Raw genomic sequence first — 14,145 nt, forward strand, 5'->3', positions numbered from 1 at the left:
AGCCGTTCACTACAACAGTCACTACTCTGAACGGTCTCCGCGAAACGACTAACTGCCGCGCCACCGACTCCGTGCGGTACCCGACCAGTTGAGATCTTCGGGAAGGCGAAGCGCCTCGACGAGCGTTCAGGCGCCCACGGCGAGGGCACCCACGAGCGTCGGCTGGGAAATCCCCGTGGACGCGCAGGCGACCGGATCGGCGTTCAGCGCGGTGAGCTGCATCTTCGCCGGTTCGGCGGTGAACGTGCCCGGAGGTGCACGGGTCGACCCCACCCACCACCGGCTGACGACCGGTCGGCACACTGCCCCGATGCCACACGACGTCGATGACACCTGGGACCGCATCGAGGCCTGGTTGCGGACCAACGCGCCCACCACCGACGAGCACCTCGGCGTGCCGGCGCGCAGGGCCGAGATCCCGCCCGTGGCGACGCTGGTGGGCGAGCTGCCGGACGACCTGATCGCGTGGTGGCGCCGCTCGTGCGGGACGACCGACATCTCCGCCGCCGGCCTGCTGACCGGGTACGCCCCGTACTCGATCGACCAGGCCGTGGACTGCCGCACCATGATGTTGAGGATCGCGGCGTGCGAGGACGACGCGGAACTGGCGGAGCTGTCGGCCGAACCCGCCGGCTCCCCGTGCCGGAACTGGTTGCCGATGTGGGTGCCCATCGCCGGCGACACCAGCGGCGACCACCTGTTCGTCGACCTGCGCCCCGGTCCGGAGCGGGGCTGCGTCATGCAGTGGTACGAGACCGAGGGTGCGAGCATGGAGCCGAAGTGGCCCGACGTCGCCACCATGCTCGCCGAGATCGCCGACGCTCTCGAACACGGCACGGACATCGCGGGTGTCCGCCCGGAGGTCCTCGACGGCACGATCCACTGGGCCTAGGGAATCCTCTGCCTGCACCGCATCGAGACCAGCCGCCGTCAACGACGGAAAAGGCTCATTGGTCCCTCACGGTGCCGCGTCCTCCACGATCCTCATGCCGTTCTGCGGGGCAAGGTGCGAGGCGATTCGCAGATGACTGCGGTCCACCCACTTCGCCACCTCTTCAGAACCACGGAAGAGGCCGTCATAGCTGTCCTGCGATTTGCGCGTCAGGTTGACCATGGCGCCGCCGTCCACGTCGCAGACGAAGACATCGGACCCGAGGCCACCCTCTTGACGGCTTTGGAACGCCACCCTGGCGGTCTCCCGGTCGCGCGTGGACAACAGTGGCGATCCCGTCCGTTTCGACCGCCAGACATCGTCGGGATAGCGGATTCCCGCACGCACCGCGGCGATGTACCTGCTCCGGGCCACGGGCTGCCCCATGAAGTACTCGACCGCGACGATCATCCCGTGCGCGCCGACGTCCGACCGGACGACAACGCGCCCCTTGTGGTACGCGGATATGTCGACGAAGGGCAGTATGCCACCGCGGTCCAACTTGCAACGGGCCACGAAGGTGGAACGGAGTAGCAGCGGGCGGACCGCCTGGACATATGCGAGATCGGTGATGATGTAGACCACCGACGCCCTCCCCCGACGCTTCGAACCGGTCAGCACGAAGCGATGCGGAAGTCTGACCGGCTCACCACCGTTGGAGATCGATGATCGCTCCGTCGGCTGGGACGAAATCTCGTCCAGTTCGTAGGCGCGAAGGTCGTCGATCACGACTTTCTGAGGCCCCTCGCCGTACTCCAAGCGATCTATGCGGACGTCGCCGGAGACCGGCAGGTTGTCGATCGTGGTCGGCGTGCAGATATAGCGACGCCTCACCGAATCGCTCGGCTCGTAGCGATCGACCTCGCGACTCCACGGCTTGACCTGGACCGCGAACAGCGCGACCGTCAGGACACCCAGTGAGACCCACGCTATCCGGATGTTCGCCGCGATGAATCCGGGAACCTGCGATGTCGAGTAGTTGATGACAATACCAGTGGCATTGGTCAGGATCCCGGCCAGCAGGACGCCACGAGCACTACGCTCAACCTTCACGGCAGCGAGTTTAGCCTTGCACGTGAGCAGCGAGGCGCATCGCGATCAGTGCCGCAGCAAAGCTCGGATCGCACGCAGCCGGCAAGGTCCTCGAGGGAAATGAACTCCGCGTCGGCGCCGGCCGGCGGGGCTGCTCGGTCCGGGACGTATCAAAAGCGACGCCGGCCGCATCTCGCAGGCGACATCGCCCCGAGATCGGACCCGACCATGCCTTCCCTGCCCGAAACCCCGGCGGCGGCCGACGAGCAGCCGTCGTCGGTCCAGTCCGTCCTGTCGGTGCTGACGACGCTCGGCCCGCCGTTGACGATGGTGACCGCGCTGATGCTCTACTTCGGCTGGGCCCGCAGCGACAAGCAAGCCAAGTCGATGGGGCTGGACGTGAGCCTGTTCGGCTACTCCGCCCAGGACTACGTCCTGCGCAGCGTCACCACGTTGTTCATCCCGCTGCTGGCCGCCGGCGGCCTCGCGCTGGGCTGGCTGGCACTGCACCGCCGGCTCGTCGCGAGAGTGCACGCGGGCGACCGCAGGCTGCGGACCGTCGGCACGACGGCGTTCGGGGTGGGGCTGGTCGGGGTCGGCTGCGCGCTCGCCGTCACGGCCGTCGACCGCACCTGGGTTCCGCTGCTGCCTCCCCTGGTCATCGCGCTGGGCACCGCGACCGCGGTCTACGGCCGCTGGCTCGCCGACGCCGCGAGCGGTGAGCGGCGGGTCGAGGTCGTCGCGGTGTGGCAGAAGGTGTTGCGCGCGCTCGTCATCGGCACGGTGATCAGCCTGGCCCTGTTCTGGGAGTTGAAGAACTACGCCGATGTCGTCGGTCGCGGCTACGCCGTGCAGATCGCGGGGTCGGTCACCGCGCTGCCACGGGCCACCGCGATCAGCGAGCACCCGCTCGGCATCGTCGCGCCCGGCGTGAAGGTGGAGCGGTTCGAGGACGGCGGCAAGACCTATTACCGGACCACCGGACTGCGCCTGCTCGTGCAGTCCGGTGGTCATCTGTTCCTCCTGCACGACGGTTGGGCTCCCGGAGGGGGCACGGTTGTCGTGCTCGCCGACGACAAGGCCGTTCGCTGGCAGTTCTCCCGCTGACGTCACGACGAGGACGTTGTCGACGAGGATGTTGTCGGCCCGGTCGTCGTGGTCTCGGAGGTGGTGGTCTCGGAGGTCGTCGTCTCGGAAGTCGTGGTCTCCGAGGTGGTGGTCTCCGAGGTCGTCGTCTCCGGCTGCCCGCACTCGGTGGTGCCCGAGACCGACCGGTATTGCAGCACCGGCCGGACACCGGGATGGCTGTCGTGCCAAGCGATCGCACGCCGCACGAGGTCCCGCACCGAGTCCTCGATGCACTGGATCGAGAACCCCGAAGAACCGCCCGACGCGAGCGCGGCCCGCGCCCGTTCCCACTGGCCTTCCTCGCCGTCCACCGCGGCGGCGCACACCGCGACAGCAGCCGCCGACAGCGGGTCGTCGCTGATCTGGTTGTCCCGCAACGCCGCGCAGTCGTGGCTCGCCAGGGCGTTGTAGAACGGCCAGTCCGGCGTCGGGTCCTGTGGGTCGCCCGCGCCGAACGGGACCCAGGCGAAGCCGTCCGTCCCGCCCGTGCCGTCCTTCCCGCCCGTGCCGTCACGGTCGGGCCGCGGCGCCGGCGCGTCCCCCGCCTGACCGAACGGCGCCGGTTCGACGCCCTCGTCGCAGGCCACGAGCAGTCCCACCGCGAGCGCGCAGCCGGCCAGTCGGCGACGCAGGCGCCCACGTCGTCCGCTGTGGACCATGGTCCCCCCTCCCCTTGTAGCGGCGCCGCCCGGCGGCGACGCGCTGGTCGGGAACGTGATGCCACGGCGTTCGCGCCTGATGCACGTATCACCCGTTCGCCGTCCGGCATCGAGTACTGGAGTTGCCGAACCTTTGTGGAGGACCGAACCATGGCCGACTACGAGCTCTACCAGGCGTCGACCGTCGCGGCGCTCCTGGCCGTGGCCCCGCCGGCACACGACATCGCCCGGACCACCCCGGTCGTGCTGCCCGCCGGAAGTCTCGACGCGCACTGACGCGACACCTCACCGATCACGCTGCCCTCCGCGACGCCGGTCAGTAATCTGGGCCGGTCGAGCGGAGGCGATGTGGATATCACGGCATTGCTGGCGGCGGCCGCGCGCGGGGACCAAGGAGCGTGGAACACCCTGGTCGAGCGGTACAACGGCCTGGTGTGGTCGATCGCCCGCGGCTACCGGCTGTCCACGGACGACGCCGCGGACGTGGTGCAGGCGACCTGGGTCAAGCTGGTCGAGCACCTCGACCGGGTCGAGGATCCGGAACGGCTCGCATCGTGGCTGGCCACGACGGTCCGCCGGGAGTCCCTCCAGCTGATCAGGCGCACGGCCCGGCAGCGGCGCGCTCCGGACGGCGAGCCGCTGGAGCAGCTGCCCGATCCCGGACCCGCACTCGACGAGTCGCTCCTGGTCGAGGAGCGGGACGCCGCGTTGTGGCGGGCGTTGGCGGCGCTGTCCGAACGCTGCCAACGCCTGCTGCGGGTGCTGATGGCCTCACCGCCGCCGGCGTACGCCGAGGTGGCCGACGCGCTCGACATGCCGATCGGCAGCATCGGTCCGACGCGCCAGCGGTGCCTGGGGCGGTTGCGCGAAGTGGTGCGGGACGACGAGTTGCTCGGCGTCGACTGGAAGGAGGACCGGTCATGAACGACGACGACATCCTGGAGCGCCTGCGGCACGCCGCGGCCGCGGTCGACCCCGTGCCGGACCTCGTCACGCGGAGCGCGCAGGCCGCCCTGTCCACCCGGCGGGTGGACGAGGAGTTGGCGGAGCTGGTGGCGGACTCGGAGCTGCTCGCCGCCGGTCGGGTCCGCGCGCCGGACGACGACGTGCGGCTGCTGTCGTTCGAGACGGCCGGGGTGTCGGTGGAGTTGCAGGTCGAGTACGCGGGCGGCCTGGTGTCCATGCGCGGACTGGTGTCCGGGGCGTCCGGTGAGGCCGTGGTGGAGGTGGCGGGGGAACGCCACGCGGTGCCGATCGACGAGGAGGGCTGGTTCGTCGCGACGGGGCTGCCCCGTGGCGCCACCCGCGTGCGGGTGACCGCCGTCGACGGGACGGCGGTCGTGACCCGCTGGACGTCGCTGTAGTGGTCAGCCGATCCCGAGACCCTGGATGTAGGGCACGTCCCTCGACCCGTTGACGTCCCAGACCGCGATCTCGGCCGGCCGGGTTTCTTTGTTCGTGATCAGCTCGTCCGCGACGGCGCGCGCGCTCCGGCCCGCGTCCACGCGCGCGGCGATCCACCCGGTGAGGGTCGCGGCGGCGAACGACGTGCCGCTCCAGATCGCCCAGCCGTTGTAGCCCTCCGGGTATCCGGTCTCGAAGTACGGACCGATCACGTCCACACCGCCGGCATAGGCCGAAACCCAGGGCCCGTGACCGCTGAAGGCCGCGACCTCCGGCGTGGCCCGCTCCTCCACGGCGGCACCCACCGCGATGACGAGTGCCGGTTCCACGCCCTTCTCCGGTTCCTTCCGCAGCCGGATCCCCGCCGGGTACAGCACGCCCGACGTGCCCCGGTTGCCCGCCGCGCAGACGACGACCACGCTGGAGTCCAGCCTGAGCAGGGCGTTCTCGATCGCCTTCGGCGGGACGTCCTCCCAGGTGCTGCCCGAGAACGACAGGTTGATCAGTTCGACGCCCTCCGCGCGCAGCGAGTCGATGGCGTCCGCGACCGCCAGGTCCTCGACCTGGCCGGAGCTCTTGTCGACGACCCCCTTCATGTGCACGACGGCGTTCGGAGCCTCCCGGACGATCAGGCCGGTGACGAACGTGCCGTGCCCGGCGGAGCCGGTCGGGTACCCGTCGACGTCCTTGGCGACGGCGTCGACGTCGTCCGGGCCGTACACCACGCGTCCCTTGATGTACGGGTGCGGCTCGCCGTTGCGCTGCACGATCCCCGTGTCGACCACGCCCACCTTCACCCGTTCGCCGGGGCCGATCGGGGGCGGTTCCGGGAAGGATCTGCCGGTCGGCCGTGGACGCAGTGAACCCCAGATGATGCGGTCGCAGCCGAACACGTGGTTCGGGCTCACGCGCAGGCCCGTGCCGTGGCGTGCGCGCAGTTCGGCCAGCAGTTCCGGCACGGCACGCCGGGCGGGCTCCCCGACGAACCGGAGCAGCGGGCCCCGGCGATCGGCAGCCCGATATCCGTGACCGGCCAGTTCCGATTTGATCAGGCCACAATCGTCGACATGGACCAGCAGTTCGTCGGCGCGGTACTGGTAGCGGCTCATCCGCTGCCTCCCTCGAACAGGGTCGTGGGTGATCGGTTCCCAGTCCAGATGCCAGGGCACCGCAAGCTGATACCACGCTAGGTCGGAGCGCAAATGGAATCACCCGCCCTCGCCACCGCGAACGAGGCGGCGGACCTGGCGTTCAGCGACCCGGTCCGGGCCCGCGCGCTGGCCGAGGCCGCCCGCGCGTCGGCGAACGGGGACGTCGAGCCGGTCGCCGTCGCCGAGCAGGCGCTCGGGCTGGCGTCGCTCTCGGTCGGGCGGCTGACCGACGCGGAACGCCACCTCCGGGCGGCGATCGGCACCGCCGACGGTGCGGGCCTGGACGCGAGCGCGGCCAAGGCGCGAGGGGTGCTCGGCTACGTGCTGACCCTGACCGGGCGCATCTCCGAAGGGCTGCGCGAGATGGACCGGGCGATGCCGCTGCTGCGCGGACCGGCAGCCGCCCGCCTGCTGATGCAACGCGCGGTCGTGCTCACCGAGACCGGTCGGTTCGACGACGCGGCCGCGGGGTTCTCCGACGCGTTGGACACGTTGCGCCGGGCGGGTGGCGACGACCTGATCGAGGCCACCATCCGCAACAACCGCAGCATCCTGCTCGCCCGGCTGGGTGACTGGCGTGGTGCGGAAGAGGACCTGCGCCGGGCCGAGGAGGTCTTCACCGCGACCGGCCACAGTGGACGGACGGCGATGGTGTACCAGAACCGCGGTCTGGCGGCGACGGTGCGCGGTGACATCCCGGCGGCGCTGTCCGCGTACGACGAGGCGGCACGGCGGTACCGGGCGGCGGGCACCGACCAGGGGCTGCTGCCGATCGAACGGGCCGAGGTGCTGCTGTCGGTGCGCCTGGTCGCCGAGGCGCGGCAGGCGACGACCGCGGCGGTGGCCGACTACGCGCGCCGGCGCAACGCCGTCGACCTCGTGCAGGCGCGGCTGTTGCTGGCCAAGATCGCGTTGGTGGAAGGCGACCCGAAGGCCGCGTTGCGGGAGGCGCGGCGGGCCGGGCGATCGGCGTCGAGGCAGGGTCGGCCGGGCTGGGCGGCGCTGGCGGGGTACCTGGTGCTCCGGGCCCGCTGGGACCTCGGGCTCCGCGACGCCGCCACCCTCCGGTCGGGCACGCGCACGGTCGCCGCGTTGACCGCGACCGGCTGGGTCGTCGCGGCGTTGGACGCGCGGTTGATCGTCGCGCGGCTGGCGATGGAGCTGGGTCGGCAGGCGGTGGCCCGGCGTGAGCTGACGGCGGCGACGCGGGCGGGCCGCGCGGGTCCCGCCGAGGTGCGGGCGCGGGCCTGGCACGCCTTGGCGTTGCTGCGGCTGAACGCCGACGACCGGCACGGCGCCGACTCCGCGTTGCGGGCAGGCGTCCGGGTGCTCGACCGGTTCCGCGCGGGTCTGGGCGCGACCGAGCTGCGCGCCCACGCCTCCGGGCACGCGGACGAGCTGACCGGGCTGGGGCTCCGGCTCGCGGTGGAGTCGGGACGTGCCGAGTCGGTGCTGCGTTGGGTGGAACGCAGGCGTGCGTGCGCGTTGCGGCTGCCCCCGGCACGGCCGCCGGACGACGTCGAGCTGGCGGCGGACCTGGCCCGGCTGCGCCAGGTCGTGGTCGACCTCGCGACGGCCACGAGCCGCGACCCGCTTCCCCTGCTGCGCCGACAAGCCGAGTTGGAGGAGGCGGTCCGCGACCGGGCCCGGCACGCGGCCGGTGTGCTCATGCCCGGTGCGGACGCGCTGCCGTCCGCGGCCTCGCTCGGTGCGGCGCTGGGTCGGGCGGCCCTGGTGGAGTACCTGGACGTGGCCGGTCGTCTGTACGCCGTGGTGGTCGTGGACGGGAGGGTCCGGTTGCACGAGCTCACCGCGGTCTCCGACGTCGAGCGCCGCCTGGGCGAACTGCGGTTCGGACTGCGCCGCCTCGCCTACGAGCTGGGTTCCGCGGCGTCGTTCACCGCGCTGGTCGACCGGGCCGCGCACCGGCTCGACGCGGAGCTGCTGGAGCCGTTGCGGCCGTTCATCGGCGATCGGCCGCTGGTGATCGTGCCGACGGGTCCGTTGCACGAGATGCCGTGGCCGATCCTGCCGAGCTGCCTGGGCCGTCCCGTGTCGGTGGCACCCTCCGCCGCCCTGTGGCACCGCGCGGCGACCGCCGAGCCCACCTGCGACGGCAGGCGCGTGGTCGTGTCCGGCCCGGACCTGCCCCACGCGGCCGCCGAGGTGGCGGCGTTGGCCCGGCGTTACCCCGAGGCGCGACGCTTCACCGGCCGGACCGCGCGGGTGGACGACGTGATCACGGCCTTGGACGGCGCGGAACTCGGCCACATCGCGGCCCACGGCCGGTTCCGCGCCGACAACCCGCTGTTCTCCGAACTGCGCCTGGCCGACGGCCCGCTGACCGCCTACGACCTGGAACGCCTCGCCAGACCGCCGCGCCGGATCGTGCTGTCCGCGTGCGACTCGGGCCGATCGGCCGTGCACCCGGGAGACGAGGTGCTGGGCCTGGCCTCGGTGCTGCTGGCGCTGGGCACGACAACCCTGATCGCCACCGCCGTCCCGGTACCGGACCGCGCGAGCCGCCCCCTGATGCTCCGCTTCCACCGCCTGCTGGACGACGGCCTGAGCCCGTCCCGGGCACTGGCCGAAGCCCAACGCGCCCTGTCCGGCCAAGGCCCGCCCGCCAACCGCGTCGCCACCATCGGTTTCGTCTGCTACGGCGCGGGTTGACCGGGCACTGCCCGCTGCGCTGCTGGTGAACGAACAGCCCCCAAGGCGATCGTGCGGGCGGGGCTGCCTGTCCTCGTCCTCGTCAGCCTTCCGTTGGCGCGGTGTCGGCCGGCGGGGTGTCCTGCGGCTTGTCGTCGGTCGGCGGGGTGTCGTCGGGGCGCTCCACGTTCAGCGACCACGGCCCCGCGAGCGCGGCGAACGCCGCCACGGCCGTCACCATCGGCGCGGCGACGGCGGCTACCACGCCGGCCGTCACCGGGATGTCCAGCACCGGCTCGCCCTTGCCGTTGCGCACGACCACCCGCCGCGTGTTTCCCTCGTGCACCAGCTGCTTGATCTTGTCCGTCAACGCCTCGACGCCCGGCACCTGACGCCCGTCCTGCTCCGTCATGTCAACTCCCCCTTCGCCGCCCATCCTCCCGCGCGCCGGCCGTTCGGATCCGGTCGCCGGTTCCACGGCACGCGACCCACAGTAGCGACGAACGCCCCGGCCGCGGGGTGGGATCCGCGGCCGGGGGTGCGGTCAGCCGACCGTGCCGGGTCGGGCGGACAGCAGGACCTGGGTCCAGCCCTGCGCGTCCACGGTGTCCGGGCCGCGCAGGTCCGCGCCGCTGCCGTCGTAGGGGTTGGCGTCGGTGTAACGCAGGAACCCGCCCTCGGGCGTGTGTCCGAAGTAGACTCCACCCCCGGCCGACACGAGTGGCGGAAGACCTGCCACGTGCTCGACCGCAGCTCGTACCGCGTCCAGTCGCCGGCACCGCGGATCTCGTACGAGAGCAGTTCGCCGCCGCTGGTCGTCTTGGCCGCGTTCTCCCGGCCGCCGAACAGGATCGCGTGGTACGGGCAGCGCCCGCCGTCGTCGTTCACCCGGTCGTTGAGCAGGTCGCCGGGCCGCAGGTCGGCGCGCGCGATCGCTAGCGTCACAGGGCGCTCTGACAAGTCGGATGCAGTCGGATACAGTCGCCGCCGGTGTTCGATCACGGCACGGGGATGACGATGCGGTACTACGAGTACCTGTCGACCACGAAGGTCGAGATGCTTTACCCGCAGATCGACCGGACGTCGCGCGCGACGGGTGGTGAGGTCGGCATCGACTTGACGGTGTTCAAGGCGACCCGCAAGACCGACGGCATCAGGCCCTTGACGGTCCACGACAAGCTCACCGCCGTCGAGGAGTGGATCTACGCCCACGAGCCGGTGGGCACCCCCGACGAGCCCGACGTCTGGATCTACGGCCGCGCGGACCTGCTCGCGACCACGCTGACGCTGACCGACGAGTCGGATGATCCCGGCCCCGTGCTGTTCACCCCGTCCGCAGGCGAGGGCACGGACCTGCTGATGGGCGGATCGTCGCGGAACTCGTCGTCGAGCCGCGCCTACCCGGACATGCCGCTGCCGCCCCAGTTGCGGTCCCACTCCTCGCCGGTCTCCATGTCGGCCACGCTCGCCGCCCTCGCCGACGACCTGGAGATACCGGCCTCATCCGACGATGCCGGTCACGGGCGCGTGATCGCCGGGCTGGCGGAGTGGATCAGGGCGAACGACGGACGACCCGCCGAGCCGCCCCGGACGCTGGGCTTCCGCGTCTCGCCCCCGGTCCGGCTCGGCGAGTGCGAGTTCCTGGCCAAGCGCCTGCGCACCGCCAAGCACAAGAGCCGCCCGGCGACGCTGGCGACTCCCCTGTTCGTCGCCCTGCTCGACTGATCAGCTGTCGGGTCGGAACCGCGAGCTAGGCACGGCGGAAGTCGAAGTCCCAGTCGAACTGCCACAGCCGCAGGGTGCCGTCCCACCCGGCGGACAGGGCCAGTCCGGCGTCCGGGGTGGGGCTGACGGTCGAGACGGGTCCGACGTGGCCGGTGAGCGGGATGTCGCGCAGGCACGTGCCGGTGTTCAGGTCCCACCACCGCATGGTGCCGTCCCCCGCGGCGGTGAGCCCGTGGCGACCGTCCGGGGTCACGGCGACCGAGGTGATCTGCCGGGTGTGCCCGGCGAGGACGTGCACGCAACGGCCACTGGACAGGTCGTACCACCGCGCTTCGCGTTCCCAGCCACCGACGAGCGCTCCACGCCCGTCCGGGGTGACCGCCACCGCGGTGACGGGCTCCTCGGGACCGGTGAGGACGTGCCGGCAACGACCGGAGGCGAGCTCCCACACCCTGATCTCGTGGTCCCACCCACCGGACACCCCGACTCGGCCGTCCGGGGTGATCGCGACCCCTTGGACCGTGCTGGTGTGGCCGGTGAGCACGTGCAGGCACCGACCGGTGGTGGGATCCCACAGCCGCACGCTCCGGTCCAGGCCGCCGCTGAGGACACGACGTCCATCCGGGGTGATCGCCACCGCGTCGGCGCTGTTGTGGCCGATGAGCGGCGGCAACTCCTCGCCGCTGGTGAGGTCCCAGGTCTGGATGGCGCCTTCCCTGCTGGCCGCGACGCCGAAGCGGCCGTCCGGGGTGATCGCCACCGCCTCGACGGTGTAGAGGTTGCGACGCCCGCCCAGCGCTTCCGACGGTCGGTCGAGGACGGGGCCCCGTCCCGCGAACTCGCGCACGCACTCGCGGGTGGTGAGGTCCCACAGGCGCACCCGGTTGTCCCAACCCGCCGACAACGCGAACCGGCCGTCGGCGGTGAGGGCGGCACCGGTCAGGTGGCCGATCTCGTCACCGCCCAGCGTCAGCAGCAGGCGGGTGTCGCGGATACCGGTCCGGGTGCCGGACGGGCCGATCCGCCGCCACAGGTCGACGACGTCGGCGTTGCGGGCGAACCCCGGCACCGCCTCCGCCGCGCGCAGCGCCGCCGCGGTGCCGGCGAAGTCGCGCGATTCCACCGACCGCCGGGCCCGCGACAGGTGCTCGCGGAACGTCGCCTGCCGGGCGGCGAGCACGTCGGCCGCGCTGGGCACGCTGTAGCTCCACGGCGCCGCCTCCCCCGCTGCGAGCCCGAAGACGTCGGTCGCTCCATCGCCGTAGCCGACGAGAGCGCGGTCGGAGCCCGCCAGGGCCACGACGCGGACATCGCGCCGAGGGGTGGTGAAAGTGCGCAGGCAGCGACCGGCGGTCAGGTCCCACCAGCACACCGTGTGCCCCACCGCCCCGCTGAGCCCGTAACGGCCGTCGGCGCTGATGGCCACCGACTGGACGCTGTCGCCGTGACCGCCTTCGAGCACGCGCAGGCAGCGGCCGGTGGTCAGGTCCCACAGCCGCACGGTGCCGTCGGTGCCACCGGACAGGCCGAGCCGTCCGTCCGCGGACACCGCGACCGCCTGCACCCACCCGGTGTGACCGGTCAGGACGTCCAGGCACCGCCCGGTGGCGAGGTCCCACCACCGCAGTGTGGTGTCACGACTGCCGCTCAGCGCGAACCTGCCGTCGGCGGTGACGGCAACCGACAGGACCCACTCGGTGTGGCCGGTGAGGACGCGGCGGCAACGGCCGCGCGGCAACCTCCACAACCGCAGCGTCTTGTCCCGCGACGTGGTGACGGCGTGCCGACCGTCCGAGGTCACCGCCGCGGCGTCGATCATCTCGGTGTGACCGCGCAGCCGGCTGACCAGGCGCCCGCCGCGCAGGTCCCACCAGCCGGGCTCGCGCCCCAGTCCACCGCTGCACAGCGTGAACCGGGCATCCGGCGTGATCGCGGCGAACACCACGTTCTCGTTGCCGCTGTCGATCGTCGCGAGGCAGTCACCCGTGGCCAGGTCCCACTTGCGCAGCTTGCCGTCCCAGCCACCCGACACGGCGTACCGCCCGTCGGGCGTGACCGCCAGCGACAGCACCCCTCTGCTGCCGTGCCCGGCCAGCGTCAGGCCAGGCGGGACGGGCTGCGCTTCCGCGGCACGCACCGCGTCGGTGATGGCGGGATCGTGCGGTGCCTGCCGCGCGGCCTCGGCGAGCACCTCGGCCGCCGAGCGCACGTCACCTCGTTCCAGGTGCACGAGCCCTTGCAGGTACGCGGGCCGGTCGTCGCCGGGGTGCGCCGCCCGGACCACCGCCAGTTCACCGAGCAGCCCGGCGTCGCTGACGGCGCCGGCGCGCCACCGCGCGAGGCCCCGGTTGAAGGTGGCGTCGGGGTGCCGGGGGTCGTTCTCCAGCGCACGCTGCCAGCACAGCTCGGCCTCCGACCGCCGGTCGAGGTCCAGCATGGACAACGCCTTGTTGTTCCAGCCGTCGGCCATGAGCGTGGCCGTGGTCGCGGCCGACCGCGGGTAGGGCCTGCCGATGACGCTCGGGTAGGCGTCGATCAACCGGGCGGCGACGTCGGCCATGCCCGGGGGCCGGTCATCAGGGTCGGCGGACAGGCACTCGGCCAGCAGGTCGGCGACCGGGCCGGGGATCGCGAGCCCGGTCCCGTCCGCACCGCCGACCGCCGCCCGCAGCACCTTGGCGGCCGAGGGACCCGACAGCCACACCACCTCGCCGATGAACAACTCCAGTACCGACACCGCCCACGAGTAGATGTCGCTGCGGCGGCCGACCCGCTGCCCCGCCACCTGCTCGGGGGAGGCGTAGGCGGGCGTCATGCCCCCGTGGGTGACGAGGATCGACTCCCCCGGCACGTCGAGCCCTTCGGCAGCCCGTGCCCGCGCCCGCGCCAGCCCGAAGTCGGTCAGCATCGCCCGCCCGTCCGCGGACAGCAGGACGTTGGCGGGCTTGACGTCCTGGTGCACGACCCCGGCCTCGTGCGCGGCCCGCAGCCCCCAAGCCATCTGGATGGCGATGTCGAGCACGTCGGCCGTCGTCACGACACGCCCGTCGCGCAGGGCGTCGGCGACACTGCCGTTCTCGGCGAACTCGGTGAAGATCAGCGGTACACCGCCGAGCACGCGCACGTAGTGACAAGCGCAGACGTGCGGGTGCGGCGCGAGGTCGACCCACACCCTCGCCTCGTCGAAGAACGCCTCGGCCCCGCCCCACAGCTCAGGCCGAGGACTCTTCACCGCCAGGTCCCGGTTCCACCCGAGGTGGCGGACGAGGTGGACCTGTCCCATCCCCCCGGTGCCGAGCACGCCCTCGACTCGGTACAGCCCGGCGACCACCTCGCCGGACCTCCACTCGACGGCCTCCGGCACCACTTCCGCCGCCGGCTCTTCGACGACGTCTGCCGGTGTCCCGGAGCGCCCGCCGAACAACCCCCTCCACAACCCCCGCACGTCCCCAGGCTGTCCGAG

14 protein-coding genes are annotated in these 14,145 nt (G+C 72.3%); 7 read left to right on the plus strand and 7 right to left on the minus strand.

What is annotated here, in order from left to right; all coding sequences use genetic code 11:
• Window positions 1-126: 126 nt before the first annotated feature.
• Window positions 127-273 carry a hypothetical protein gene (locus FM051_RS26025; protein WP_158847743.1) on the minus strand — a complete coding sequence of 49 codons (147 nt, stop codon included), beginning with the start codon at window positions 271-273 and terminating at the stop codon, window positions 127-129.
• A 37-nt stretch (window positions 274-310) separates the two neighbouring features.
• Here FM051_RS26025 and FM051_RS26030 point away from each other — a divergent pair, with 37 nt between their 5' ends.
• Window positions 311-892: an SMI1/KNR4 family protein gene (locus FM051_RS26030; protein WP_158847745.1), complete on the plus strand. Its 582-nt coding sequence runs from the start codon at window positions 311-313 to the stop codon at window positions 890-892.
• 66 nt (window positions 893-958) lie between these two features.
• Here the strand turns inward: FM051_RS26030 and FM051_RS26035 are convergent, their stop codons facing one another.
• Window positions 959-1,984, minus strand: coding sequence for a hypothetical protein (locus FM051_RS26035; RefSeq protein WP_158847747.1), 1,026 nt, complete (start codon window positions 1,982-1,984; stop codon window positions 959-961).
• A 207-nt stretch (window positions 1,985-2,191) separates the two neighbouring features.
• Here FM051_RS26035 and FM051_RS26040 point away from each other — a divergent pair, with 207 nt between their 5' ends.
• Window positions 2,192-3,070: a hypothetical protein gene (locus FM051_RS26040; RefSeq protein ID WP_158847749.1), complete on the plus strand. Its 879-nt coding sequence runs from the start codon at window positions 2,192-2,194 to the stop codon at window positions 3,068-3,070.
• 2 nt (window positions 3,071-3,072) lie between these two features.
• On the opposite strand, the gene FM051_RS26045 is transcribed toward FM051_RS26040, so the two are convergent.
• Window positions 3,073-3,750: a hypothetical protein gene (locus FM051_RS26045; protein WP_158847751.1), complete on the minus strand. Its 678-nt coding sequence runs from the start codon at window positions 3,748-3,750 to the stop codon at window positions 3,073-3,075.
• 150 nt (window positions 3,751-3,900) lie between these two features.
• On the opposite strand from FM051_RS26045, the gene FM051_RS53285 reads away from it, so the two are divergent.
• The 3 genes from FM051_RS53285 (at window position 3,901) to FM051_RS26055 (ending at window position 5,114) form a co-directional block, all read left to right on the plus strand.
• Window positions 3,901-4,026, plus strand: coding sequence for a hypothetical protein (locus FM051_RS53285; protein WP_274383719.1), 126 nt, complete (start codon window positions 3,901-3,903; stop codon window positions 4,024-4,026).
• Between the two features lie 72 nt (window positions 4,027-4,098).
• Complete coding sequence (locus tag FM051_RS26050; protein ID WP_158847753.1) at window positions 4,099-4,674, plus strand: RNA polymerase sigma factor; 576 nt, start codon at window positions 4,099-4,101, stop codon at window positions 4,672-4,674.
• Window positions 4,671-5,114, plus strand: coding sequence for a hypothetical protein (locus FM051_RS26055; protein WP_158847755.1), 444 nt, complete (start codon window positions 4,671-4,673; stop codon window positions 5,112-5,114). Before FM051_RS26050 ends, FM051_RS26055 begins: the two co-directional genes overlap by 4 nt.
• Before the next feature lie 3 nt (window positions 5,115-5,117).
• On the opposite strand, the gene FM051_RS26060 is transcribed toward FM051_RS26055, so the two are convergent.
• Window positions 5,118-6,263: a S8 family peptidase gene (locus FM051_RS26060; protein WP_158847757.1), complete on the minus strand. Its 1,146-nt coding sequence runs from the start codon at window positions 6,261-6,263 to the stop codon at window positions 5,118-5,120.
• Window positions 6,264-6,356: 93 nt separating this feature from the next.
• Here FM051_RS26060 and FM051_RS53290 point away from each other — a divergent pair, with 93 nt between their 5' ends.
• A complete protein-coding gene (locus FM051_RS53290) occupies window positions 6,357-8,978 on the plus strand; it encodes a CHAT domain-containing protein (RefSeq protein ID WP_158847759.1) in 2,622 nt (873 codons plus the stop codon).
• A gap of 82 nt (window positions 8,979-9,060) precedes the next feature.
• Here the strand turns inward: FM051_RS53290 and FM051_RS26070 are convergent, their stop codons facing one another.
• Both FM051_RS26070 and FM051_RS26075 read right to left on the minus strand, forming a co-directional pair.
• Window positions 9,061-9,369: a DUF4342 domain-containing protein gene (locus tag FM051_RS26070; protein ID WP_158847760.1), complete on the minus strand. Its 309-nt coding sequence runs from the start codon at window positions 9,367-9,369 to the stop codon at window positions 9,061-9,063.
• A 132-nt stretch (window positions 9,370-9,501) separates the two neighbouring features.
• A complete protein-coding gene (locus FM051_RS26075; RefSeq protein WP_158847762.1) occupies window positions 9,502-9,696 on the minus strand; it encodes a hypothetical protein in 195 nt (64 codons plus the stop codon).
• A gap of 251 nt (window positions 9,697-9,947) precedes the next feature.
• Here FM051_RS26075 and FM051_RS26080 point away from each other — a divergent pair, with 251 nt between their 5' ends.
• Entirely contained in the window at window positions 9,948-10,682 is a 735-nt protein-coding gene (locus FM051_RS26080) for a DUF7019 family protein (RefSeq protein ID WP_158847764.1), read from the plus strand.
• Window positions 10,683-10,707: 25 nt separating this feature from the next.
• Here the strand turns inward: FM051_RS26080 and FM051_RS26085 are convergent, their stop codons facing one another.
• On the minus strand, window positions 10,708-14,127 hold the full coding sequence (locus FM051_RS26085; protein ID WP_158847766.1) for a serine/threonine-protein kinase: 3,420 nt from the start codon (window positions 14,125-14,127) through the stop codon (window positions 10,708-10,710).
• Window positions 14,128-14,145: the final 18 nt, after the last annotated feature.

Source organism: Saccharothrix deserti (assembly GCF_009769385.1).
Taxonomy (GTDB): domain Bacteria; phylum Actinomycetota; class Actinomycetes; order Mycobacteriales; family Pseudonocardiaceae; genus Actinosynnema; species Actinosynnema deserti.

Bases quoted from the DNA above. Each gene is read 5' to 3' on its own strand.
- FM051_RS26055 (WP_158847755.1), top strand. From the start codon at position 4,671: ATGAACGACGACGACATCCTGGAGCGCCTGCGGCACGCCGCGGCCGCG.
- FM051_RS26030 (WP_158847745.1), top strand. From the start codon at position 311: ATGCCACACGACGTCGATGACACCTGGGACCGCATCGAGGCCTGGTTG.
- FM051_RS26040 (WP_158847749.1), top strand. From the start codon at position 2,192: ATGCCTTCCCTGCCCGAAACCCCGGCGGCGGCCGACGAGCAGCCGTCG.
- FM051_RS26070 (WP_158847760.1), bottom strand. From the start codon at position 9,369: ATGACGGAGCAGGACGGGCGTCAGGTGCCGGGCGTCGAGGCGTTGACG.
- FM051_RS53290 (WP_158847759.1), top strand. From the start codon at position 6,357: ATGGAATCACCCGCCCTCGCCACCGCGAACGAGGCGGCGGACCTGGCG.
- FM051_RS26060 (WP_158847757.1), bottom strand. From the start codon at position 6,263: ATGAGCCGCTACCAGTACCGCGCCGACGAACTGCTGGTCCATGTCGAC.
- FM051_RS26045 (WP_158847751.1), bottom strand. From the start codon at position 3,750: ATGGTCCACAGCGGACGACGTGGGCGCCTGCGTCGCCGACTGGCCGGC.
- FM051_RS53285 (WP_274383719.1), top strand. From the start codon at position 3,901: ATGGCCGACTACGAGCTCTACCAGGCGTCGACCGTCGCGGCGCTCCTG.